The following is a 25343-nucleotide window of genomic DNA, read 5'->3' as shown; positions in this document are numbered from 1 at the left end:
CTCACTATCGAACGGGATGCCGCTGGCAAGCTCAATGTCAGCAAGAACGGCTGCCATAAAAGCGTGACCTTTTTCGGTCGCGCACCGCACATTCCCTCGCCGCGCATCAGCGGCAAACCTGCCGAGCTCAAGGATGCCATGGTAAAAGCCGTCGAGATTCTCGGCCAGGCCCAACATCCTTTAATTGCCGGCCTGGGCACCGAAGTCCAGGGCATGCGCGCCGCCATGAGCCTGGCCGACAAGGCCGGGGCCGCGCTCGACCACATGAATTCGAACGGCTTCATGCGCAACATCCAGGTAGTGCAGAATTCCGGCTGGCAGATCACCACGCTGACCGAGGTGAGGAATCGCGTCGACCTCCTGGTAATCATCGGCACCGACATCGTCAGCACCTTCCCCCGTTTCTTTGAACGCCACGTATGGAATGCCGAAACCATGTTCGGCCAGGACACCGCCACCAGGGAGATCGTCTACCTGGGCGGCCGCGGCCTCGACACTTCCGCCGGCATCGCCCCGGACGGACGCAAGCCCGACGTGCTGCCGTGCGACCTGGAACGCCTGCCGGAAGTCATCTCGGTACTGCGCGCATTGATCGGAGGCAAGAAGCTGCATGCGGCCGAAGTGGCCGGCATCGCCGTCAGCGATCTGGAACAACTGGCGCAGCGCCTCGCTCTAGCCAAGTACAGCGTGGTCACCTGGGCTGCGGCCCCGCTGGATTTCCCCCATGCCGAACTCACGGTGCAGAATATTGCCGAACTGGTCAAGACGCTGAACAAGACCACGCGCGCCTCGGGTTTGCCTCTCGGCGGCATCGAGGGTGACATGAATGCCAACCAGGTATCCACCTGGACCAGCGGTTATCCGATGCGCACCTCCTATGCGCGCACCTACCCCGAGCACGACCCCTACCATTTCTCGACCGAACGCCTGCTGGCGAGCGGCGAGGCGGATGCATTGCTGTGGATCTCCTCGTTCAACCCGGAGCGCACGCCGCCCGCAACCGATGTGCCGACGGTGGTGTTCGGCCATCCGGACATGAGGCTGGAACGCGAGCCTGACGTTTTCATCCCGGTGGGGCTGCCTGGGGCGGATCATCCCGGCATCATGTTCCGTACCGACAACGTGGTGTCGCTGCCGCTCAAACCACTGCGCGCCAGCTCTTTGCCCGCGCTGGGCGAGATACTGAACGCGATCGAACAAGCCCTGTAATCCCATGCAGTCCGCAAATCAATATTGCGTCGCCCGGGATAACCCCTTCAAGGAAATTTCAGCATGCTGATCAAACTCACCGGCGGCACGGTTTACGATCCGGCGCACGGCATCAACGGGCAGGTGAAGGACATCTACGTCCGCGACGGCCGCATCGTCGACCGCCCGCTTGACGGCGCAACCGTCTTCCAGGAATACAACCTGTCCGGCAAAGTGGTGATGGCCGGCGCCATCGACATGCATACCCACATCGGCGGCGGCAAGGTCAACATTGCCCGCACGCTGCTACCGGAAGACCATAGAGGCGACCCGGTGGCCCACACCGAAACCTGCCGCGCCGGCTGCGGCCACGCGGTACCGTCCACGCTGACCACCGGCTACCGCTACGCCGAAATGGGCTACACCGCCGGTTTCGAGCCCGCGCTGCTGCCCGTCAACGCGCGCCAGGCCCACCTGGAAATGGGCGATACGCCCATCATCGACAAGGGCGGCTACGCGATGATAGGCAGCGACGATTTCTTCCTGCGCATGCTGGCCGCGAAGAAAGACCAGAATGCGATCAACGATTACGTCGCCTGGATCCTGCACTCCAGCCAGGCCATGGGCATCAAGGTGGTGAACGCCGGCGGCATTTCCGCGTTCAAGTTCAACCAGCGCTTTCTCGACCTTGACGAACAAAACGTCTTTTACGGAGTTACCCCGCGCGAAGTGCTGAAAACGCTGTCGCGCGCGGTGCATGAACTGGGCGTGCCGCACCCGCTGCACGTGCACGGCAACAATCTGGGCGTGCCGGGCAACGTCGAAACTTCGCTCAACACCATGGCCGGCGTGGAAGGCTATCCGCTGCACCTGACGCACATCCAGTTTCACAGCTACGGTACCGAGGGCGACCGCAAGTTCTCATCGGGCGCCGCACGCATCGCCGAAGCCATCAACCAGCGCAAGAACATTTCCGCCGACGTCGGCCAGATCCTGTTCGGCCAGACCGTCACCGCCTCCGGCGACAACATGGTCCAGCATCGCAACGCCGGCCACGGCAGCCCCAACAAATGGGTGTGCATGGACATCGAATGCGACGCCGGCTGCGGCGTGGTACCGTTCAAATACAAGGACCAGAATTTCGTCAACGCGCTGCAATGGGCGATCGGCCTGGAAATCTTCCTGCTGGTCGACGACCCGTGGCGCATCTTCCTCACCACCGACCACCCCAACGGCGCGCCGTTCACCAGCTATCCGCACCTGATCAAGCTCTTGATGGACAAGACCTTCCGCAACGAAATGCTGTCCCGCATCAGCCCGGATGCGCAGGCCATGAGCACGCTGGCCAGCATCGACCGCGAGTACAGCCTGTACGAAATCGCCATCATGACCCGCGCCGGCGCCGCCACGCTGGTCGGCCTGCACGACCGCGGCCACCTGGGCGCAGGTGCCGCGGCCGACATCACGGTCTACACCGACGACACCGACCGCGAGAAGATGTTCGCCAAGCCGGACTACGTGTTCAAGGACGGCCAGCTGGTGGTCAAGGACGGCAACGTGGTCAAGGTCACCTGGGGCGCGACGCATACCGTCAAGCCGGACTTCGACCGCGGCATCGAAAAAGAAATCAAAAAGTATTTCGACACCTACCACACCATGAACATGGAAAATTTCAAGGTTTCCAACGACGAGATCGCCGACGGCGGCCGCGGCAAGCTCATCGTGCAGGAATGCAAGGGGCGCCGGGAGAAGACGGCATGAGGCTTTTCAATTTTCATCATAGGGCTGCGCAATGATCATCAACGGCGTAACCATCGACGAAACCTTCGCCGAAGCGTTCGGCATGCGCGGCACGCGCGTCATCATCACCGCGCAAAACCACAAATGGGCCAATATCGCGGCGGCCACCATGACCGGCTTTGCCACCTCGGTGATCGCCTGCGGCGTCGAAGCCGGCATCGAACGCGAGCTTGACCCGTCCGAAACGCCCGACGGCCGCCCCGGCGTGTCGGTACTGCTGTTCGCGATGGGCAGCGCGGTGCTGATGAAGCAGCTGGAAACGCGCATGGGCCAATGCATCCTCACCTGCCCCACCACCGCCGCGTTTTCCGGCATCGACGGCAGTTCGGACAGCGTCACCCGCATCAATCTTGGGAAAAACCTGCGCTTCTTCGGCGACGGCTTCCAGACTTCCAAGCAGTTCGGCGGCAAGCGCTACTGGCGCGTGCCGGTGATGGACGGCGAATTCATGACCGAGGAAACCACCGGCATGGTGCGCGCGGTGGGCGGCGGCAATTTCCTGATCCTGGCCGAATCGCAGCCGCAGGCCTTGGCCGCGTGCGAAGCCGCAGTCGAGGCGATGAAAAAGGTGCCGAACGTGATCATGCCCTTCCCCGGCGGCGTGGTGCGCTCCGGCTCCAAGGTCGGCTCCAAGTACAAGTCCTTGATCGCCTCCACCAACGACGCCTTCTGCCCGACCTTGAAAGGCATCACGCGCACCGACCTGTCGCCGGAAATCGAATCGGTGATGGAAATCGTCATCGACGGTCTAACCGATGCCGACGTGCGCAAAGCCACGCACGCCGGTATCGCCGCCGCGTGCGAACTGGGCGCCAGGAACGGCATCAAGCGCATTTCCGCCGGCAATTACGGCGGCAAACTCGGCCAGTTCCAGTTCCACCTGCGTGACATCATGAGCGGAGAAACGGCATGAGCGCAACAGTTCAAATGGCCCCTTTGGTCTTCACCCTGAAAACACGACTCCGGCAGCGCGTCGACCTGTCGCCGCTGACGCCGGACCACCTGGCCGGAAAATCCGCCAGCGAGATCGCCGCCATCGAGCTGCAAAGCGGTAATCAAAAAATACGCACCGATGCACTGTTCGATATCGCCGGCGACGACGCCAGCGACATCGTCATCAACAACGGCACCGGCAATGGTAATGGCAAACTGGATTTCATCGGCTCTAAAATGCAGAGCGGCAGCATCACCGTGCATGGCGCTGCCGGCTCTTATCTCGGCTTCCAGATGAAAAAGGGCACGATTACCGTCCACGGCGACGCCGATGCGTTTGCCGCCAGCGGTATGGCGGGCGGCACGCTGCACATCCACGGCAATGCGGGCGATTTCCTGGCTTCGGCAATTCCCGGCGACAAAAAAGGCATGAAAGGCGGCATCGTGCTGATCACCGGCAATGCGGGCGATCGCGTCGGCGACCAGATGCGGCGCGGCATCGTGCTGATCGAAGGCAATGCCGGCGCCTACTGCGCCTCGCGCATGCTGGCCGGGACCATAGGCGTGCTGGGCTCGGTGGGAGAGTACGTCGGCTTCGGCATGCGCCGCGGCACGCTGCTGCTGTTCAGCCAGCCCAAACTGCATGCCACCATCCAGGATTGCGGCAGCCATACCCTGCCCTTCTTGAGCCTGATGTTCAAGTCGTTCAAGGCGCTGCCCAGCAAGTTCGCCAATATCGACAGGAACCGGGTGCAACGGTTTGCAGGCGACCTGGCTAACGACGGCAAGGGCGAAATTCTGGTGTTCGCTTGAGAGCGGCAAAGATAGAAAAACGGGGATTAAAGGCATGTCGGAACAAGTCATCAAGTTAGAAGGTCTTAGGAAAAAACGCAGCAAGCCCAAGGGCCGCGTGGTCGACCCTGTCGCACAAGCGGAAATCAGCGAACTCTTGAGCGGCGAATCGCGTGCGCCCGACCTCTTGATCGAACACCTGCACAAAATCCAGGACAAGTTCGGCCATATCTCCGCCAAGCATGTCGTCGCCCTGGCGGCAGAAATGAAGCTGTCGCAGACCGAGGTTTACGAAGTCGCCACCTTCTACCACCACTTCGACGTGATCAAGGAAGGCCAGACGCCTCCCCCGCCGCTGACCGTCAGGGTTTGCGAATCCGTCAGCTGCGAGATGGCCGGCGCGCACGGCCTGATTGACTCGCTGAAGCAGGCGCTGGGCGATGGTATCCGCGTGCAGCCGGTGCCCTGTGTCGGCCGCTGCCAGCACGCGCCGGTGGCCGTGGTCGGCCGGAACCCGGTGGACCACGCCACCACCAACACCGTGCTCCAGGCCGTCGAAAGCAGGAGTATCGAGGCGCCGGTAACAAATTACATTTCCTACGAACAATACAAAACCGGCGGCGGCTACCAGTTGTACCAGGAATGCATTTCCGGCAAGCGCACGCCGGAAGAGCTGATGGGCATCATGGAAAACTCCGGCCTGCGCGGCCTGGGCGGCGCCGGTTTCCCGGTGGGCCGCAAATGGCGCATCGTGAGTTCGCAGCCGGCACCGCGCCTGATGGCGGTCAACATCGACGAAGGCGAACCCGGCACCTTCAAGGATCGCCACTACCTGGAACTCGACCCGCACCGTTTCCTAGAAGGCATGCTGATCGCCGCCTGGGCGGTGGGCATCAACAAGATTTACATCTACCTGCGCGACGAATACGCCGGTTGCCGCAAGATCCTGACGCAGGAAATCGCCAACCTGCAGCGCAACCGTCCTGCCCCGCTGCCGGAAATCCATCTGCGCCGCGGTGCGGGCGCCTACATCTGCGGCGAAGAGTCGGCGATGATCGAGTCTATTGAAGGGAAAAGAGGCATGCCGCGCCTGCGTCCGCCGTTCGTGGCGCAGGTAGGCCTGTTCGGCCGTCCGACGCTGGAACACAACATGGAATCGGTGTACTGGGTGCGCGACATCGTCGAGAAAGGCCCGGAGTGGTTCACCGCCCACGGCCGCCACGAGCGCAAGGGATTGCGTTCGTTCTCGGTGAGCGGTCGCGTCAAGAAGCCGGGCGTGCACCTCGCGCCGGCCGGCATCACCATGCGCGAGCTGATCGACGAATACTGCGGCGGCATGCTGGACGGCCACGAGTTCTACGGCTACTTCCCCGGCGGCGCCTCGGGCGGCATATTGCCGGCAAGCTTGGGCGACATTCCGCTGGACTTCGACACCTTGAACCAGTACGGCTGCTTCATCGGCTCCGCCGCAGTGGTGGTGTTCTCCAACCACGACCGCGCGCGCGATCTGGCGGTTAACGCGATGAAATTCTTCGAGGATGAATCCTGCGGCCAGTGCACGCCCTGCCGCGTCGGCACTGCCAAGGCCGCGGCGCTGATGGAAAAATCGCAGTGGAATCAGCCATTGTTGGAGGAACTTTCCGCGGCTATGATGGACGCATCCATATGCGGCCTGGGTCAGGCTGCGCCCAATCCGCTGCGCTGCGTAATGAAATACTTTGCTGATGAATTCAAGTAGGTGACCGCCATGAACGCTCCGGTAAAAACCATCCCTTTCTCGCTCAATGGTGACAAGATCGAGGCCATCGAGGGGGAAACTATCATTCAGGCCGCGCACCGCAACGGCGTGGAAATTCCCCACCTGTGCTACAAGGATGGCCTGCGTCCTGACGGCAATTGCCGTGCCTGCATGGTGGAAATCAAGGGCGAGCGCGTACTGGCGCCTTCCTGCTGCCGCGCCCCGGCACCGGATATGGAAGTGAGCTCCACCAGCGACCGCGCTTTGGCTTCGCAGAAAATGGTGCTGGAACTGCTGCTCTCCGACATGCCGGAGAAAGACTATTCGCTGGACAACGAGCTCAAGACCTGGGCGCGAAAAATGGGCGTATCCAATCCCCGCTTCGCGCCGCGCCTGTCGCCGGACGCCGACCTGTCCAACCCGGCCATCGCCGTCAACCTCGACGCCTGCATCCAGTGCGGCCGCTGCGTGCGCGCCTGCCGCGAAGTCGAAGTCAACGACGTCATCGGCTACGCTTTCCGCGGCAGCCATGCCGAAATCGTGTTCGATCAGGGCGACCCGATGGGTGATTCCACCTGCGTGTCCTGCGGCGAATGCGTGCAGGCCTGCCCCACCGGTGCCTTGTCCCCCGGCAACGGCGCAGCGCTGGTGGTGCCAGACAAAAGCGTGGACTCCGGCTGCCCGTTCTGCGGCGTCGGCTGCCAGCTCACCTACCACATCAAGGACAACAAGATCATCAGCGTCACCGGTCGCGACGGCCCCGCCAACCACGGCAGACTATGCGTAAAAGGCCGCTACGGCTTCGACTATCCGGCGCACAAGCAGCGCCTCACCGTGCCGCTGATCCGCAAGCCCGGCATAGCCAAGGATTCCGAAGCCGAGATGGATCCGGCCAACCCGTTCGCCGCCTTCCGCGAGGCAAGCTGGGATGAAGCGCTGGATTATGCCGCCGACGGCCTGAAGAAAATCATCGCGCGCGACGGCAAATATGCGCTGGCCGGTTTCGGCTCGGCCAAGGGCAGCAACGAGGAAGCCTATCTGTTCCAGAAACTGGTGCGCGCCGGTTTCGGCACCAACAACGTCGACCACTGCACGCGCCTGTGCCATGCTTCTTCCGTAGTGGCGCTGCTGGAAGGCGTGGGCTCCGGCGCGGTATCCAACCCGGTGGCCGACGTGCAACATGCCGAGGTGGTGATCGTCATCGGCTCCAACCCCATCATCAACCATCCGGTTGCAGCCACCTTCATCAAGAACGCCGTCAAGAAAGGCACCACCAAGCTCATCCTGATGGACCCGCGCCGTACCGAACTGGCGCGCCACGCCGCGTACCATCTGCCGTTCAAGCCGGACACCGACGTGGCGATGCTCAACGCGATGCTCAACGTGATCGTCACCGAGGGTCTGGTGGACCAAGAATTCGTCAAGAACCGCACCGAGAATTTTGAAGCGCTCAAGGAAAACGTCAAGGGCTATACGCCCGAGGCAATGGAGCCGGTTTGCGGTATTTCCGCCCAGACCTTGCGCGAGGTAGCACGTCTGTATGCCACGTCCAAGGGCTCGATGATCCTGTGGGGCATGGGCGTATCGCAGCACGTGCACGGCACCGACAACGCACGTTGCCTGATCGCGCTGTCCATGGTCACCGGCCAGATCGGACGCCGCGGCACCGGCCTGCATCCTTTGCGCGGCCAGAACAACGTGCAGGGCGCATCCGACGTCGGCCTGATCCCGATGTGCTTCCCCGACTACCTGCGCGTGGACAATCCGGAGGCGCACGAGAAGTTCGAGAAGCTGTGGGACATCAAGCTCGACAGCCAGCCCGGGCTCACCGTGGTGGAAATCATGGATGCCGCCTACGAAGGCCATATCAAGGGCCTGTACGTCGAGGGCGAAAACCCGGCGATGTCCGACCCCAACAGCAACCATGCACGCGGAGGTCTGGCCCGCCTGGAACACCTCATCGTGCAGGATATCTTCATGACGGAGACGGCCTATTTCGCCGACGTCATCCTGCCGGCCTCGTCCTATGCCGAGAAAACCGGCACCTTCACCAACACCGACCGCATCGTCCAGCTTGGCCGCCAGGCCATCGATCCGCCGGGCGACGCGCGCCAGGATTTGTGGATCATTCAGGAAATCGCCCGTCGCCTGGGCCTGAACTGGAACTACAACGGCGCCAGGGAAGTATTCAACGAAATGCGCCAGGCCATGCAATCCATCGCCGGCATTACCTGGGAACGGCTGGAGAACGAGGGCGCCGTCACCTACCCGTGCGAACATGAAGGCGATCCGGGCGAGGAAGTCATCTTCACCGACGAGTTCCCGCGCCCCAACGGCCGCGCCAGGCTGGTACCGGCGGATATCATCCCGGCCGACGAACGCCCGGACGGCGATTTCCCGATGGTGCTCATCACCGGCCGCCAGCTCGAGCACTGGCACACCGGCTCGATGACGCGCCGTGCGACGGTGCTGGACGCGATCGAGCCGGCGCCTACGGTGAGCATCCACCCGCTGGACCTGGATGCGGCCGGCGCCGAGCCCGGCGAAGTGCTGACGGTGGAATCGCGTCGTGGCAAGGTCTCGCTGTTTGCGCGCGCCGACGACGGTATCCCGCGCGGTTCGGTGTTCATCCCCTTCTGCTACTACGAAGCGGCGGCGAACAAGCTCACCAACCAGGCGCTGGACCCCTACGCCAAGATCGCCGAGGTCAAGTATTGCGCGGTAAGAATCAGCCGTGGCGGCGAAGCGCCTGAGGAACTCGGTTACCACACCGAACCTGTCGCCGCTTAACATCTGCCGTGAAGCGCGAAAATCAGTAGAATCTGGTTTTCGTGCTTTTTCGCGGCAGATGAATCATGATAAAAAAAGTCCCTGTCGGCCTACTCAAACCAGGCATGTACATCCAGGATCTTTCCAGCGACTGGATGGCGCATCCCTTCCTGCGCAACCAGTTCATGCTGAAAACCGAGGGTGAAATCCGCCAGATCGGCGCCGCCGGCATCCACGAAGTCTACATCAACACCGCCAAGGGGCTGGACGTCAGCGACGCCCCTACCGCGGCGGAAGTCAAGCAGGAAGTGGTGCAGGAAATGCTGCGCATCGCCAGCGAGGAAAACACGCCGGTACGCACCGTCGGCACCTCCGAAGAGATGCGCAAGGCCAGGATGGTGCACTCCGAAGCCAACCAGATCATCCGCAACATCATGCAGGACGTGCGCCTGGGCAACCAGGTGCAGATCGAGAAGGTCGAGCCGGTGGTCGAAAACATCACGTCCTCCATCCTGCGCAACGCCGGGGCCATCTTGTCGTTGTGCCGCGTCAAGAACAAGGACAACTACACTTTCTTCCATTCCGTCAGCGTCTGCGCGCTGCAAGTATCGTTCTGCCGCTCGATCGGCATGGATAAGGAAAGCATCCGCCAGGCCGGCGTCGGCGGGCTGCTGCACGACATCGGCAAGGTGAAGATTCCCGATGAAATCCTCAACAAGCCGGGGCGCTTTACCGAGGACGAGTTCAGGGTAATGCAATGCCACGTGGTGGAAAGCCGGCGCATCCTCACCGAAACCGAAGGCATTTCGGAAATCGCCATCCAGGTCGCGGCGCAGCACCACGAGCGCCACGACGGCAGCGGTTATCCGGAAGGACTCAAGGGCGACGAAATCTCGCAGATGGGGCAGATGGCGGCAATTTGCGACGTGTACGACGCGATCACTTCCAACCGCTGCTACCACAAGGGCATGGAGCCCACCGAGGCGCTGCAGAAAATTTTCGAATGGAGCAAATTTCACTTCAACCCGGTGCTGGTGCAGCACTTCATGCGCAGCATCGGCATCTATCCGGTCGGCTCGCTGGTGCGGCTGGAGTCGGGGAAGCTGGGCGTGGTCACCGAACAGGCCGAGCATAACCTGCTGCAGCCCAAAGTGCGCGTCATCTACGACAGCAAAAAGCAAAGCTACCTTCCGCCGTCCGACCTCGACCTCGCCAAACCCATGGGCCATGGCGGCGCAGACCGCATCGTAAACCATGAGCTGCCGGAAAAGTGGAACATAGAGCCGCTCAAGTTCATCTAGAGCCTAGCTTACTGCGCCCCGCCCCAAAGGCGGGTGTCTAACCACACTCTCCGTTCCGGCTGTCTACTTCAAGATCAGCGCCATCATGCCTTTTTATTTCCTAAATCTCTCCCTTCCGCGCCATGTCCATCATCCAGATCAGCGTTTCTTCCAGTTGGCGGGCAGCCTTCCGGGCACGGTCGGTCGGGTTTTTGATGTACTTGAAGTCGTAGGTGGGGCGGTCCAGCGCAAGGTACAGCAGGCCCTGTTTTTGATATATGGCGATGCGGCATGGCGCGAATACCGCGAATTCCGGGTGGTCGCGCAGGATTTCCGCGCCCAGGCCGAGATTACAGTAGCTGCGCACTTCCAGCGCACCTTCCATCGGCAAGCCGCGCAGCTTGAGGTGCTCGGCCAAAGGGAATGTCGCGGGGCTGACGAAGTTTTTGCCTTCCGCCGCGACTTTAAGGCTGGTGACCACATCCTCATAGCTCACGCCGGGCTCCACCCGCACCTGGTAGATCGGGGTATCGGGATCGACCGGCGGCATGGGTTCGGCATGGGCCGCAATGGCTGCCATCATGCCCAGCACCATCCATGTCCGCAAGACTAAATCCATGTTCACAACGCCGCGGTGACCGCTTGGCGGTCGAGATGCGGCGCGATCAGGTGGATGAACTCATAGATGTACCCCCGCAGGTAGGCGTCGCGCCGCACACCCAAGTAGGTGGTGCTGTCGGGGAACAGATGGGACGCGTCCAGCATCGCCAGATTGAGATCGCGCTCGGGGTTGTAGGCCATTTTAGCCAGCAGGCCCACGCCCAGGCCCAGTTCGACGTAGGTTTTGATGACGTCGGAGTCGATAGCGGTAATGACGATATTGGGGGTGAAGCCCTGCGCCTCGAACACGCGCTTGACCGAAGTGCTGCCGGTAAAGCCGAGATCGTAGGTCACGATCGGGAACTGGACGATTTTCTCCAGCGTCAGCGGTAACTGGTCGAGCAAGGGATGCCCGTGGGGCGCCACCACGCAACGGTTCCAGGTATAGCATGGCAGCGCAGCCAGCGATTCCTGTTCGGCGATGGACTCGGTGGCGATACCGATATCGGCTTCGCCGTTCGCCACCAGTTCCGCCACCTGGGTAGGGCTGCCCTGGTGGATATTGAGCCGCACCGCCGGGTAGCGTTCGACAAAGGCCTTGACGGCGGGCGGCAGGCGATAGCGCGCCTGGGTGTGGGTGGTGGCTATGGTTAGGCAGCCTTCGCTTTCCTGGGTAAAATCCTCCCCCACGCGCTTGATGTTTTCCATCTCGCTCAACACGCGCTCGGCCATTTGCAGTATCGCCTGCCCCGGTTCGGTCACGCTGGTCAGCCGTTTGCCGCTACGGTGGAACACCTGTAGGCCGAGTTCCTCCTCGAGCAGCTGTATTTGTTTGCTGACGCCGGGCTGTGAGGTATGCAGCGCCTCGGCCGCCACGGAAACGTTCAACCCCTGGCGCGCGACCTCGCGAATATAGCGCAATTGGTGTAATTTCATTGTTTTTCCGCTTAAACGGCAGCTCCCTATCTTTATAACCCGAGAGAATAAGATAGAACAACATGTTCTTTCTGGCAAGAAGCCTCTACTGGTATAGTTAGGCCCTCGATTTTGGCAAAACTGCGAATATGGAAATCGGTTATATCTTTTCCGGCCTGCTGGTGGGTCTGCTGGTCGGCATCACGGGTGTCGGCGGCGGTTCGCTGATGACGCCGTTACTGGTTTTCCTGTTCGCTTTCAAGCCCGCCGTAGCCGTCGGCACCGACCTGCTGTTTGCCGCCATCACCAAGACCGGCGGCGCCTGGGTGCATCATGGCAGCCATAAGTCGGTGGAGTGGCGCATCGTCGGCCTGCTTGCCGCGGGAAGCCTGCCGGCGGCCTCGATCACGGTCCTGGTACTGCGTCATTATGCGGCAATCGGCAAGGAAATCTCCCACGTGATGACATTCACGCTGGGCATCGCGCTGATCCTGACCGCACTGGCGCTGATTTTTCGCCATCGATTACACAAGGTTGGGCGCGAGACCGAGTCGCACGAGCCCGGCCGTTTCGGTCATTTGCAGGCACCCGCAACCGTCGTGCTCGGCATCGTGCTCGGCGTATTGGTGACATTATCCTCGGTCGGCGCCGGTGCGCTGGGCACCGTGGCCTTGCTGTTTCTGTACCCGCGGCTGCCCACGGTCAAGATTGTCGGCACCGATATCGCGCATGCGATTCCGCTGACGGCGCTGGGCGGCATCGGCCATCTATCGATGGGCAACGTCAATTTCGCCCTGCTGGGCAGTCTGCTGATCGGCTCGCTGCCCGGCATCTGGGTCGGCAGCCACATCAGCGCCAGGATACCGGAAAGGGTGCTGCGACCTATCCTGGCGACTGTGCTGATGCTGATCGGTTTCAAGTTTGTTTTATAGAAGATTCTGACCATGTATATCTACGACGACATCGACCAACGCCTCATCGACGAGCGTGTCGCCCAATACCGCGACCAAACCCGGCGCTACCTGGCCGGCGAGCTCACCGACGATGAATTCCGCCCGCTGCGCCTGCAGAACGGGCTTTACATCCAGCGCCACGCGCCCATGCTGCGCGTCGCCATCCCTTACGGTCTGCTGTCTTCTACCAAGCTACGCAAGCTGGCGGAAATCTCGCGCCGCTACGACAAAGGCTACGTGCATTTCTCGACGCGCCAGAACGTGCAGTTCAACTGGCCGGAACTGAAACGGGTGCCGGACATCCTGGCCGAACTGGCGACGGTGCAGATGCATGCGATCCAGACCTCCGGCAGCTGCATCCGCAACATTACGACGGATCAATTTGCCGGCGTGGCGCCGGACGAAGTCATCGACCCGCGCCCGCTGGCGGAAATCCTGCGCCAGTGGAGTACCTTCCATCCGGAGTTCGCCTATCTGCCACGTAAATTCAAGATCGCCGTCAACGGCGCGGCGCATGACCGCGCCATCGTGCAGGTGCACGACATCGGCCTGGAGTTTTTCCGCGACGCCGCCGGCAAAACGGCGGTCAAGGTATGGGTGGGCGGTGGCCTGGGACGCACTCCCATCCTCGGCAGCATGATCCGCGAACACCTCGAATGGCAGCACGTGCTGACCTATTGCGAGGCCATCCTGCGCATCTACAATCGCTACGGGCGCCGCGACAATGCCTTCAAGGCGCGCATCAAGATCCTGGTCAAGGCCTTGGGGCCGGAAGAATTCGCGCGCCAGGTCGAAGCCGAGTGGGCGCATATCAAGGACGGCCCCGGCACGATCACGCACCAGGAGTTCGACCGCGTCGCCTCCTATTTCACCAACGACCGCCATGAAAAACTGAGCGACGACGTACCGGAATTCGATGCCCAGGTTGCCGCCGACCGGGCTTTTGCGCAATGGACCAAGCGCAACGTGCATGCCCATCGCCTGCCGGGCTATCGTGCCGTGACGCTATCCCTCAAGCCCACCGGCATCGCACCGGGCGACGCCACCGCCGAGCAGATGGAAGCCGTGGCCGATCTGGCGGATCGCTACAGTTTCGGCGAATTGCGCGTGTCGCACGAGCAGAACCTGATTCTGGCCAGCGTCAGGAAAGCCGATTTGCATGCGCTGTGGCAGGTCGCCCGCCGGCACGGCCTGGCGACGCCCAACATCGGCCTGCTCACCGACATCATCTGCTGCCCTGGCGGCGACTTCTGCTCGCTGGCGAACGCCAAGAGCATTCCGATTGCGCAGGCGATCCAGGAGAGGTTTGATGATCTCGACTATCTGCACGACATCGGCGACATCGATCTCAACATTTCCGGGTGCATGAATTCCTGCGGCCACCAGCATGTCGGCCACATCGGCGTGCTGGGCGTGGACAAGGACGGCTCGGAATGGTATCAGGTCACCCTAGGGGGTAAGCAGGGCAATGATGCCAGCCTGGGCCAGGTAATCGGGCCGTCGTTCGCGGCCGAGGAGGTGCCGGACGTGATAGAGAAACTGATCGCAACCTATATCGAACAACGTTTTGACGGCGAGCTCTTCATTGAAACCGTGCGCCGGCTGGGAATAGCCCCATTCAAGGAGCGCGTTTATGCCAAGGCCAGGCAGAAGGAGATCGCCCATGTCTAACCTGATACGCAACCATGCCGTGGTCGACGACGACTGGACGGTAGCCACGCTGCCCGCCATCACCGAGGCCGTACGCAAGCAGGCCGGCAAGGTGGTGATCTTCAAGCTCACCGGCGAACAATCCGCGATGCCGGAACAGATCGCCGCGACGGTGATCCCCGCCGGCAAGGTGATCGTGCCGTTCCCGGTGTGGCTGGCGCGCAAAAATGAACTCGCGCCGCGGCTGGCGGCCGGCGAACTGGGCGTGTGGCTGGAAAGCTTCGAACTGGTTGAAGACCTGGTGGCCAGCGTTGACGACATCAATGCCTTCCCGGTGATTGCGGTGAATTTCCCGCGCTTCGCCGATGGCCGCGGCTTCAGCATCGCGGCCTTGCTGCGCACCCGTTACGGTTATCGCAACGAACTGCGCGCAATCGGCGACGTACTGCGCGACCAGCTTTACTACATGCACCGCTGCGGCTTCGACGCCTATGCAATACGTGCCGACCGCTCGGTCGAGGAAGCGCTGGCGAGCTTGCGAGATTTCACCGACCCGTACCAGGGCGCGGTGGACAATCCGCTGCCGGTATGGCGACGCCATGCGCGCCATGCCCACGCCAGCCGCGCGAGCGAAGCGGTCGTTTCCATGATGGACGATGCCGACTGACATGAGCCTGAAAACCAAAATCGACGCTGCCGTCGCACTGCTCGAACGCATTCAGGAGCAGCACTCCCCCGCCACGCTGGCCAACAGCCTGGGCGCGGAAGACATGGTGCTGACCGACCTGATCGCGAAACATGCGCCCGGCATAGAACTGTTCACGCTGGACACCGGCCGCCTCAACCCGGAAACCTATGATCTGCTGGCGAAGGTGCAGGAAACTTACGGCGACACGGTCAAAGTGCGCACCTATGCGCCGCAGGCCGAAGCCATCCAGCGGTATGTCGAGAGCAACGGCATCAATGCTTTCTATAACTCCGTGGACCTGCGCAAGCAATGCTGCGGCATCCGCAAGGTGGAGCCGCTGAAACGCGCGCTGGCGGGCAAGCAAGCTTGGATTACCGGCATGCGCCGCCAACAGGCGGTGACCCGCGCCGGCATGGTGGAAGAAGAATGGGATGCCGACCACGGCCTGACCAAGTTCAACCCGCTGGCGGACTGGACGGAAAAAGAAGTCTGGGAGTACATCCGCGACAACGGGGTGCCGTACAACGCACTCCACGATCAGCACTACCCCAGCATCGGCTGCGCGCCCTGCACCCGCGCCATCGCGGTGGGCGAGGATGTTCGCGCCGGGCGCTGGTGGTGGGAAGACGAGGCCGGCAAGGAATGCGGCCTGCATGTGAAAAAAAGCACTTGATTAACCGCCGATAAACGCTGATAAACGCCGATAATCAAAATCATGTTGTTGCTACCCACCGCTGGGCGGAAACCGATTTTATCGGCGTTCATCGGCGGTAAAACGAATTTAGAGATTGATTAATGACCACACCGACACTCACTCACCTCAAAACCCTCGAAGCCGAGTCCATCCACATCATGCGCGAGGTGGTGGCCGAGTTCCGCAACCCGGTGATGCTCTACTCCGTCGGCAAGGATTCCAGCGTGATGCTGCACCTGGCGCGCAAGGCGTTCTTTCCCGGCCCGCTGCCGTTTTCGCTGCTGCATGTCGATACCGGCTATAAGTTCAAGGAAATGTACGAATTTCGCGACTGGTACGCCAAGGAAGTCGGCGCCAAGCTGATCGTGCATCGCAACGAGGAAGCCATCGCTGCCGGTGCGCACCCGCTGAAACTGGGCGTGGCGCGTTGTTGCGGCGCACTGAAGACGCAGGCGCTGCTCGACGCACTGGCCGCCGGCGGTTTCGATGCCGCGATGGGCGGCGCCCGCCGCGACGAAGAGCGCTCGCGCGCCAAGGAACGCATTTTCTCGTTCCGCGACGAGTTCGGCCAGTGGGACCCGAAAAACCAGCGGCCGGAACTGTGGGACCAGTACAACTGCCGCATCCACGAAGGCGAATCGATCCGCGTGTTCCCGATTTCCAACTGGACGGAAATGGACGTGTGGCAATACATCAAGCTCGAGAACATCCCCATCGTGCCGCTCTACTACGCCAAGGAGCGCAAGATGGTGAAGCGCGGCAGCATGCTGATCCCGGCCGACGACGCGGGCAATCTCAAGCCGGGCGAGATACCGGAATCGGTGATGTGCCGCTTCCGCACGCTGGGCTGCTCGCCCTGCACCGGCGCGGTGTATTCTGCGGCCGACACCATAGACGAGATCGTCGCCGAATCCGCCACCGCGACCCGCTCCGAGCGCGAAACCCGCATCATCGATCACGGCAGCAACACCATGGAAGACAAGAAGAAGGAAGGTTATTTCTGATGAACATGACAGACAAAAGCTTTCTGGATGCTGAAATGGAGTTGCTGCGCTTCACCACCGCCGGCAGCGTGGACGACGGCAAATCGACGCTGATCGGCCGCCTTCTGGTGGACAGTAAAGGCGTGTTCGAGGACCAGCTGGACGCGGCGAAATCGGCGGAGGACAAGAAAGGCGCCAAGGGCGCGCACCTGGCCTTGCTCACCGACGGCCTGCAGGCCGAACGCGAACAGGGCATCACTATCGACGTGGCCTACCGCTACTTCGCCACGCCCAAGCGCAAGTTCATCATCGCCGATACGCCGGGCCACGAGCAGTACACCCGCAACATGGTGACGGGTGCCTCCACCGCGCACCTGGCGATTATCCTGATCGACGCGCGCAAGGGCGTGCTGACGCAGTCGCGCCGCCATGCCTATATCTCGCGCCTGCTGGGCATTCCGCATATCGTCGTCGCGATCAACAAGATGGACCTGGTGGATTATTCGCAGGAGGTCTTTGACAAGATCAAGGCCGATTTCACCGCGTTCTACGACAAGCTCAACCTCCCCGGCGGCGAACTGGCCTTCATTCCGATCTCCGCGCTGGAAGGCGACATGGTGGTCGAACGCGGCGACAGGATGCCGTGGTATCAGGGCGAGACGCTACTCGGCAAGCTGGAAAGCGCACCGGTCGGCGGCAAGCTCAACGCCGCGGATTTCCGTTTCCCGGTGCAACTGGTCAGTCGCCCGCAAACCGAGGAACTGCATGATTTCAGGGGCTATATGGGCCGTATCGAATCCGGTTCGATCAAGGTCGGCGACGAAATCACCGTGCTGCCTTCCGGGCTCACTTCCCGTATCAAGGAAATCGTCACTTTCGACGGCAATCTGCAGGAGGCTTTTGCACCGATGTCGGTGACGCTGACGCTGGAGGACGAGCGCGACATTTCGCGCGGCGACATCATCGTGCATACCGGCAACCAGCCCGCGGTGTGCAGGGAAATCGAAGCCACGCTGTGCTGGATGAACGAAACCCCGCTGCAGCCGGGCAAGAAATACCTGATCAAGCACGCCGCCAGCACGGTCAAGGTTATGGTCAGTGCGCTCACGCAGCGCATGGATATCAACACCATGGAGCAGATCCCTGCGCCGCCGGAACTCAAGATGAACGAGATCGGCCGCGCGGCGCTCAAGCTGCTCAAACCCATCGCCTGCGATCCGTACCGCGAGAACCGCGCGACCGGCGCGTTCATCGTCATCGACGACTTCACCAATCAGACCGTCGGCGCGGGCATGATTGAATGAATCGGAACTGGTAAAATCCAACTATTGTGAATCTGGAGTAAACAAATGACCTACGTCGTAACCGAAAACTGCATCAAGTGCAAATACACCGACTGCGTGGATGTGTGCCCGGTGGATTGCTTCGTGGAAGGCCCCAATTTCCTCGCCATCGATCCCGATGAATGCATCGATTGCACGCTGTGCGTCGCGGAATGCCCGGCTGAAGCCATTTTTGCCGAGGACGACGTACCGGCGGATCAGCAGGAGTTCATCGATATCAACGCCCGCATGGCCAAGCTATGGCCAGCCATCACCGCCCGCAAGGAACCCCCTGCCGACGCCGATCAGTTCAACGGCATGAAAGACAAGCGCGGCATGCTGGAAGAGTAGCCACTGCAGCAGCGCTTGTGCAGGCATGTCGCCTGCGTGGGCATGCTAGGGTCCATACGGCGCGTACCGGTCACGGACGCGCCGTTTTTTCTTGATAAAAAGACCTATGGGTCCCTTTCAAATTTCCCTGACCCGGGGTATGCTGCCACGCTGACGGCAGTGCTTCTTGCTGCTGCGTTTCATTTTCCTGCCGAGATTAGCGATGAATGCGTCGTTTCGCGTTCCTTCTGCCGCCGTGCTCCTGTGTGCCTCGCTGCTAAGCGGTTGCGCCGGAGTGGATACCGTACGCGGGCGGCTGAATTACGATCTGCGTCCGCCCGAGGCCCGCACCGACGTGCTGTGGCCATTGCCGCCGGATGCGCCGCGCTACCGCTATGTGGGCGAACTTATCGGCCAGCCCAACTTCGACCAGGCCGACCTCATCAAGAAACAAAACGTCGTCTTTACCGCGCTCAAATGGTTCGCCGGGCTGTTCGATACCGATACCAACCAGATATTGCTGCAACGCCCGCAACACGGTGCAGTCAGCGACAATGGCCGCATCTACGTGGTCGATGCCGGGCGTAATGCGGTGCTGGTGTTCGATCCCAACGCCCCGCCGGAAGAGAAATCGGCGGATGCCGGCGGCCAGATGCTGTTGTGGGAGTTCGCCGACGCGACTACGCGCTTCGTTTCGCCGATTGCTGTGGCGCTGGTGTGGAACGGCGATATCGCCGTGTCGGATGCAAAACTCGGTATTGTCGTGCGCCTCAACGAAAAAGGCCAACCCGTCGGCAAGCTGGGCGCCGGACAACTCCAGCGCCCGACGGGCCTCGCCTTCGACCGCGAACGCGGCCTGCTGTTCGTCGCCGACACCGTCGCCAATGACATCAAAGTCTATGATCGAATCGGCCAACTGGTCAACACCATCGGCGCAGCCGGCGATCGCGACGGGGAGTTCAATGCGCCTACCCATCTGGCATTCACGCAGGGACATCTGTACGTCAGCGATACGCTGAACAGCCGCGTCCAGGTATTCGATAGCGACGGACATCGCATTCGCGAATTGGGAGAGCGCGGCCTGTTCGTCGGCAATTTTACGCGGCCGAAAGGAGTCGCGGTTGACGACAACGGCATTGTTTATGTCGTCGAATCGTATTTCGGCCACCTGTTGGCATACAACAAGCACAACGAATTCCTGCTGGGCATCAACGGCAGCGGCCTCAAGGACGGAGATTTTCTGCTGCCTTCCGGGGTGTGGGTGGACCACCAAGGGCGTATTTTTGTCGCCGACATGTTCAACGGCCGCGTCGTGGTATTCCAGTTTCTCGGCAACCAGGATAATTAGCCCATCCCCCGTTCCCGCTTTCCATCGAGCGAAATTGCGAGAACGTGTGATATTATCGGGACTTTAAAATCTTCAATTCTTCGTTATGGTACGCACGGAATCGTATCGATGAAACCTTGGCTGATCCTGATCAACGACTTCTGCCACGACCTGTTCACCGGACTGTGGTTCGGCAGCTTCGTGACATTATTCATATTGCACGGCAAGGTCGGCGATCCGGTGTTGCTGGCAGAACTCACCCGCTTGTTCACCTGGCTCTGTCTCGCATCGCTCCTCGCCATCATGCTGACCGGCATATGCCGCTTTTTTTATTACCGCAACTGGGACGGCGCGGAAATGGCCGACATCAAGAAACATTTGCTGAAAATCAAGCATGCCCTGCTGGGAACGGCGATGCTGGTCGGTACCGGCCTGGTAATCGCATGGGTGCTGTGACCGCGCAGTTGCCAGAGATCGACAGGGCCGAGCGCGAACATCTCGCCGCCCGCATCCGCACACTGGTGGCGAGCGGAATCGACGGCGATGCGGCACCTTTCGACCGCTTGGCGCTCGGCATTTTCGCCTACCAGTACCGCAACAATGCGCCCTACCACGACTTCTGCCGCGCGCTCGGAAAACACCCCGGCAGCGTTGACCAATGGCGCGACATTCCGGCGTTTCCCACCGACAGCTTCAAGACCGAACTGGTCACTTCGTTTCCTTTCGACCAGGCGGTGATGGCCCAGCTTACCAGCGGCACCACAGCGATCGCCAGGGGGCAGATATTCCGCGATGCAATCGGCCGCGAGCTGGTGCTGGAAGCCAACCGCATCATGACAGGCGCATGCCTGTTTCCGGATTTCGCGCAGGGCCAGCGCTGCCGTGTGCTGATACTGGCCCCCAGCCCTGAGATGGCGCCATCGATGGGCATGGCCATCGGCATGGACGAAACCCGAAGGCATTTCGGCACCCCGGACAGCCGTTTCCTGCTCAGCCACAGCGGCATCGACATCGCCGCGCTGGTCGAGGCACTGGCCGAATCCGAGGCCAGCGGCGTGCCGGTGGCAATGATCGGCTCGACCTCGGCTTTCGTTTATTTTTTGCAGGCGTGCCGCAAGCGCGGGGTCTCGTTCCATCTGCCCGCCGGCAGCCGCATCGGTGACGGCGGCGGCTATCGCGGACGCTTTGGCGAAATCACCCAGGAAGACTACCTGTCGCTGGCGCGCGAGGTGCTCGGCATTGCACCTACGCATTGCGTCAACGTACTCGGCATGGCCGAGAGCGCGACCAATTATTTCGACGACACGCTGCGTAGCGCGATAGCCGGCGGCAATACTCGGCGCATGCGGCGCAATCCGCCGTGGACACGGACCGTGGCGGTCAGCGTAGATGACTTGAGCATCCTGCCGCCGGGCAAGATTGGCCTGCTGCGGCATTACGACGCGGTGAACCTGCCGACCGTACTGGCGGTGCAGACCGACAATCTCGGCTACGTCGACGATGTCGGCGACTTCCAGATCGTCGGCCGCGCGCAGCGCGACCAGACGGGCAAAATATCGCCGCTGCCCAGCGAACGTACCGTCGGCCCGATGGGCGACAAACGCATCTTCCGCATGCTGGAGGCCTACGTCAATTTTTCGATCCGCTTCAAATCCGGACGGCTCAGGCCGCGCACGCCCATGGTTCCGCCGGCATGCCCATGCGGCGAGCTGGCCGATGCGATGATAGAAGAAACGCCGGCCAACGCACTCGCCGGAGCAATGACCGGGCGCTGATGGGTAAGACTGCTCAATTCAAGACGTCGTGGCCGCCTCGCCCGTATCTGGCTGATCAGCCATGAAGAAAATCAAGAGAATCGCGCTGGTCACCGCCCCTTACCACTCGGGCGTGGTCGAATCCGCAGGCACTTGGCTTAACCTTGGCTTCGTCTATGTCGCCGGCGCGCTGCGCGAGGCCGGCTACGAGGTCGATTATTACGATGCGATGGCACTGTGGCACGACGAGGCGCAGATACGCCGCCGGCTGGAAGATTTCCAGCCCGATGCGGTCGCCACCTCGGCGTTTACCGCGGCGGTGTTCGCGGCCACCGGCGTGCTGCGCATGGCCAAGGACATCGACCCGGCCTGCGTGACGCTGATCGGCAACGTGCATGCGACTTTCTGTTTCGACGAAATGCTGCGGCTGGACCGCGACGTCATCGACTTTGTCGTGCGTGGCGAGGGCGAACGCACGCTGCCGCAACTGCTCGACTGCCTGAATGCCGGCGACGATCCGGCGAAAGTGCCGGGGCTCGCCTTCTGGCGCGACGGCGGCGTAGTGACGACCCCGCCGGCAGCCATGATCTGCGACCTGGATGCCTTGCCGACGGCTTGGGACCTGGTCGAGTGGCCGATTTACAAGTACCGCGCTAAAAACGATGCGCGGCTGGCGATCGTTTCTTCGTCGCGCGGCTGCACGCAGAATTGCTCGTTCTGTTCGCAAAAACTGTTCTGGAAGCAAAGCTGGCGCCCGCGCAGCCCGGAAGCATTCGTATCCGAGCTGGAGATGCTGCACGACGTCTACGGTGTAAAAGTGGCGATGCTGGCCGACGAGACGCCGACAATGGATCGTCGGCGCTGGCAGCGCATCCTCGACCTGATGATAGAGCGCCGGCCCGGCGTCAAATTACTGATGGAAACCCGCGTCGTCGATATCGTGCGCGACGAGGATATCATGGACCGCTACCGCGAAGCCGGCGTCGAACACATCTACGTCGGCGTCGAGGCCGGCGACCAGGCGACGCTCAACCTGTTCAAAAAGGGTACCAAAGTCGCCGAATCCAAACGCGCGATCGATCTCATCAACCAGGCCGACATCGTCTCCGAGACCTCGTTCGTGCTCGGTATGCCGACCGACACGCCGGAATCGATCGCACAGACGGTCGAACTCGCCAAGCTGTACGACCCGGACATGGCATTCTTCCTGGCGATTGCGCCGTGGCCTTACGCCGACCTCTATCCGCAACTCAAGGATCACGTCGTCACCAAGGATTACAGCAAATACAACCTGGTGCAGCCGGTGGTCAAGCCGATCAACATGAGTATCGCCGAGACCGAAAAGGAGCTGGCGATGGCGTCGAAGAAGTTCTTCATGCACAAGTTCCAGAATCTCGACCGGCTGACCCCATGGAAACAGGAATTCATGCTCGCCGTGTTCGACATCCTGATGAATCATTCCTACCTGTCGGGACAGATGAAGGACATGGCTGCCCCGGCCAATAAAATGCCCGAGTCGGTGCGCGCGATGCTGAAGAACGTCAAGGCGGCAAAGCGTGCGCTTTCGAACGAACCCATCGCTCCGCTGCCGTGAGCGGTTGCGCGAAACCAGGCCCGCAGCGCCTGATCCTGATCGCCGCACATGACCGCCCAGCTTGCCGCTGTCTACCCATGGCTCAAAGCCTTGCACGTGACCAGCGTGATCCTGTGGATGGGGGCGCAACTTTTGCTGCCGACCCTGCTCGCCGCCCATCGAGGCTTGTTGCCGTCTTCCGCTCAGGCCGCGTTGCTGCTGCGCATCGAATGCAGGTTGATCCGCAACGTCATGAATCCGGCCATTGGCGCCACCTTCCTGTTCGGCGCGCTGCTGGCAATCACCATAATTGCCGGGATGGGACATCTTCCGCATTGGCTGGCCCTCAAGTTCAGTCTCGCGTTCTTGCTCGCGGCACTGCACGGCTTGCTGGTGCGCCAATTCCGGCATGCCCGCCACGGCTGCGCGCAGTGGACGGCAACAGCTTACCGCTGGGCACAAGGTCTCAATGTTGTACTGCTAGCGGGAGTCGTAACGCTCGCGGTAGCCAAGCCATCCGTCTAGTGCATGTCGACACCCGCTGCTCTGGCTCTTCGACATTCCCCACTGGATACCGATTAATTAGGATATTATAATCCCGTTATTATGCGTTTTGCGTCCGCGCCTGCGGATTAAATGGCGATGTTCAAGAACAACACCATAGGCGGTTGATTCAGAGGTGATTAAATTTCATCCCGATAGCCGGTTGTGCGATGGGCCCCGGACCTTGTTCTTCAATATCTGGCTGGCCGTCGCGGTTACCGCTTTGATGCTCGGCAACCCTGCCGGTGCGGCAACCTCGAACGTCAGGAACACGCTGCATAACCTGTCGACCAGCGGCACCGGCTCGATCAAGGCGACCGACGGCCAGACTCAGGTCTGCGTGTTCTGCCATACGCCCCACAATGCCAGTACCGCCGTCAATGGCCCACTGTGGAATCGCAACACCTCGGGCAGCACTTATACGCGCTATACCTCGTCGTCGCTCGACGCCAACACTATCGCCAACGGCTTCACCGCCCAGCCTGCCGGCAGCTCGCTGCTGTGCCTGTCGTGCCATGACGGCATGGTCGCGCTGGGCAACGTCAGGGTGCTTAACGGCCAAACCAACGCCGCCATTGCCATCAACGGCTCCACCACTACCAAAATGCCCGACGGCTCTGTCGCCAACACCGGTTTCAGCCGTAATCTCGGCACCGACCTGACCAACGACCACCCTATCTCGGTGACATACAACGATGCCCTGGCCACCGCCGACGGCGAGATGCGCCATCTCGACGCCAGCCAGCGCTACCCCGCCGGGGCTCCGGCACCGGGAACGTCGTCCGTGATCGGCCTGCGCAGCAGCGGCGTCAAACCCTTGCTGCCATTGCAGGCCACCGGAGTGGGCGGCCTGGGCCAGGTGCAATGCGCGACCTGCCACGACCCGCACATCACCAATCAGAAGTTCCTGCGTCTCAACCGTTTCCAGACCACCGCCCCTCCAGCCGGCGGCGAGTTCATCCAGGCCAACGACATCATCTGCCTGGCCTGCCACAGCAAGATGGGAACGGAATGGTCGAATTCGGTTCACGCCAACAGCACAACCGCTGACGAGGTCTATACCGCTGCTGCCGCAGCGACCCGCCAGTTTCCGGCCGGCACCACGGTCTGGCAGGCGGCTTGCCTGAACTGCCACGACACGCACACCGTGCCGGGCGCGCGCCGGCTGCTGCGCGAAGGCACCGACAGCATCAATTCGCCGAAAACGGGAGGCAACTCGGCAATCGAGGAAACCTGCTACCAGTGCCATAGGGACCCCATCGATCCTGCCAGAATCATCGGTACCTCAACCGGCACCGTGCCCAACATCAAAACCGAGTTCGAACGCGCGGTGCACATGCCGATCAAGACCAATGACCAGGGCGGCGGCGGCCATACCGTGGAGGAGCACGACATCACCAATGCGGATTTCATCGAAACCGCCGCCAACCTGGGTGCCGGCAACACCGCCAAGCGCCACGCCGAGTGTCCTGACTGCCACAACCCGCACCGGGTGATCCGCAACGAACTGT

The 25343-nt window shown here is 61.5% G+C and carries 22 protein-coding genes; 20 read left to right on the top strand and 2 right to left on the bottom strand.

The genetic code is table 11. The features are described 5' to 3' along the window. The 7 genes from VGK14_RS11105 to VGK14_RS11075 all read left to right on the top strand — a co-directional run. On the top strand, positions 1-1209 hold a 1209-nt coding region (locus VGK14_RS11105), incomplete at its 5' end, for a formylmethanofuran dehydrogenase subunit B (RefSeq protein ID WP_331509155.1). 63 nt (positions 1210-1272) lie between these two features. Beyond that, positions 1273-2949 carry a formylmethanofuran dehydrogenase subunit A gene (locus VGK14_RS11100; protein WP_331509154.1) on the top strand — a complete coding sequence of 559 codons (1677 nt, stop codon included), beginning with the start codon at positions 1273-1275 and terminating at the stop codon, positions 2947-2949. A gap of 31 nt (positions 2950-2980) precedes the next feature. After that, complete coding sequence (gene fhcD / locus VGK14_RS11095) at positions 2981-3901, top strand: formylmethanofuran--tetrahydromethanopterin N-formyltransferase (RefSeq protein ID WP_331509153.1); 921 nt, start codon at positions 2981-2983, stop codon at positions 3899-3901. A gap of 14 nt (positions 3902-3915) precedes the next feature. Next, positions 3916-4734, top strand: a complete 819-nt coding sequence (locus VGK14_RS11090; protein WP_331509157.1) for a formylmethanofuran dehydrogenase subunit C — start codon at positions 3916-3918, stop codon at positions 4732-4734. Positions 4735-4768: 34 nt separating this feature from the next. Then, positions 4769-6451 carry an NAD(P)H-dependent oxidoreductase subunit E gene (locus VGK14_RS11085; RefSeq protein WP_331509152.1) on the top strand — a complete coding sequence of 561 codons (1683 nt, stop codon included), beginning with the start codon at positions 4769-4771 and terminating at the stop codon, positions 6449-6451. Positions 6452-6460: 9 nt separating this feature from the next. Continuing rightward, positions 6461-9241 (top strand): formate dehydrogenase subunit alpha, encoded by a 2781-nt coding sequence (fdhF, locus tag VGK14_RS11080; RefSeq protein WP_331509151.1) that lies wholly within the window; start codon positions 6461-6463, stop codon positions 9239-9241. Positions 9242-9306: 65 nt separating this feature from the next. Continuing rightward, on the top strand, positions 9307-10521 hold the full coding sequence (locus VGK14_RS11075; RefSeq protein ID WP_331509150.1) for an HD-GYP domain-containing protein: 1215 nt from the start codon (positions 9307-9309) through the stop codon (positions 10519-10521). A 100-nt stretch (positions 10522-10621) separates the two neighbouring features. On the opposite strand, the gene VGK14_RS11070 is transcribed toward VGK14_RS11075, so the two are convergent. Then, positions 10622-11119 (bottom strand): DUF302 domain-containing protein, encoded by a 498-nt coding sequence (locus tag VGK14_RS11070; protein ID WP_331509149.1) that lies wholly within the window; start codon positions 11117-11119, stop codon positions 10622-10624. Positions 11120-11121: 2 nt separating this feature from the next. Continuing rightward, a complete protein-coding gene (locus VGK14_RS11065) occupies positions 11122-12036 on the bottom strand; it encodes a CysB family HTH-type transcriptional regulator (protein WP_331509148.1) in 915 nt (304 codons plus the stop codon). A 128-nt stretch (positions 12037-12164) separates the two neighbouring features. Between VGK14_RS11065 and VGK14_RS11060 the strand changes: the two genes are divergently transcribed. The 13 genes from VGK14_RS11060 to VGK14_RS11000 form a co-directional block, all read left to right on the top strand. Next, positions 12165-12947, top strand: a complete 783-nt coding sequence (locus VGK14_RS11060; protein ID WP_331509147.1) for a sulfite exporter TauE/SafE family protein — start codon at positions 12165-12167, stop codon at positions 12945-12947. A 12-nt stretch (positions 12948-12959) separates the two neighbouring features. After that, positions 12960-14639: a nitrite/sulfite reductase gene (locus VGK14_RS11055; protein WP_331509146.1), complete on the top strand. Its 1680-nt coding sequence runs from the start codon at positions 12960-12962 to the stop codon at positions 14637-14639. Next, a complete protein-coding gene (locus tag VGK14_RS11050; RefSeq protein WP_331509145.1) occupies positions 14632-15285 on the top strand; it encodes a DUF934 domain-containing protein in 654 nt (217 codons plus the stop codon). The genes VGK14_RS11055 and VGK14_RS11050 overlap by 8 nt, the downstream gene beginning before the upstream one ends. Before the next feature lies 1 nt (position 15286). Beyond that, positions 15287-15979 (top strand): phosphoadenylyl-sulfate reductase, encoded by a 693-nt coding sequence (locus VGK14_RS11045; protein WP_331509144.1) that lies wholly within the window; start codon positions 15287-15289, stop codon positions 15977-15979. Between the two features lie 122 nt (positions 15980-16101). Beyond that, the gene (cysD, locus tag VGK14_RS11040; RefSeq protein ID WP_331509143.1) at positions 16102-17004 is read left to right on the top strand and encodes a sulfate adenylyltransferase subunit CysD; all 903 of its coding nucleotides are present in this window, start codon (positions 16102-16104) and stop codon (positions 17002-17004) included. A gap of 5 nt (positions 17005-17009) precedes the next feature. Further along, positions 17010-18287 (top strand): sulfate adenylyltransferase subunit CysN, encoded by a 1278-nt coding sequence (gene cysN / locus VGK14_RS11035; protein ID WP_331509156.1) that lies wholly within the window; start codon positions 17010-17012, stop codon positions 18285-18287. Between the two features lie 45 nt (positions 18288-18332). Continuing rightward, positions 18333-18656 (top strand): ferredoxin FdxA, encoded by a 324-nt coding sequence (fdxA, locus tag VGK14_RS11030; protein ID WP_331509142.1) that lies wholly within the window; start codon positions 18333-18335, stop codon positions 18654-18656. Between the two features lie 202 nt (positions 18657-18858). Beyond that, the gene (locus tag VGK14_RS11025; RefSeq protein WP_331509141.1) at positions 18859-19983 is read left to right on the top strand and encodes a 6-bladed beta-propeller; all 1125 of its coding nucleotides are present in this window, start codon (positions 18859-18861) and stop codon (positions 19981-19983) included. A 108-nt stretch (positions 19984-20091) separates the two neighbouring features. Next, entirely contained in the window at positions 20092-20418 is a 327-nt protein-coding gene (locus VGK14_RS11020; RefSeq protein ID WP_331509140.1) for a hypothetical protein, read from the top strand. Then, on the top strand, positions 20406-21737 hold the full coding sequence (locus VGK14_RS11015; RefSeq protein WP_331509139.1) for a hypothetical protein: 1332 nt from the start codon (positions 20406-20408) through the stop codon (positions 21735-21737). The genes VGK14_RS11020 and VGK14_RS11015 overlap by 13 nt, the downstream gene beginning before the upstream one ends. 61 nt (positions 21738-21798) lie before the next feature. Next, positions 21799-23310 (top strand): B12-binding domain-containing radical SAM protein, encoded by a 1512-nt coding sequence (locus VGK14_RS11010; RefSeq protein WP_331509138.1) that lies wholly within the window; start codon positions 21799-21801, stop codon positions 23308-23310. Between the two features lie 48 nt (positions 23311-23358). After that, on the top strand, positions 23359-23814 hold the full coding sequence (locus VGK14_RS11005; RefSeq protein WP_331509137.1) for a CopD family protein: 456 nt from the start codon (positions 23359-23361) through the stop codon (positions 23812-23814). Between the two features lie 202 nt (positions 23815-24016). After that, the coding region (locus VGK14_RS11000) for a multiheme c-type cytochrome (protein WP_331509136.1) at positions 24017-25343 on the top strand (1327 nt) is incomplete at its 3' end.

The sequence above is a fragment of the Novimethylophilus sp. genome (genome assembly GCF_036504375.1).
In the GTDB taxonomy this organism is placed as follows: domain Bacteria; phylum Pseudomonadota; class Gammaproteobacteria; order Burkholderiales; family Methylophilaceae; genus Novimethylophilus.
Note: the sequence above shows the minus strand (reverse complement) of the source record. Positions and strands in the feature narration are given on the sequence as shown.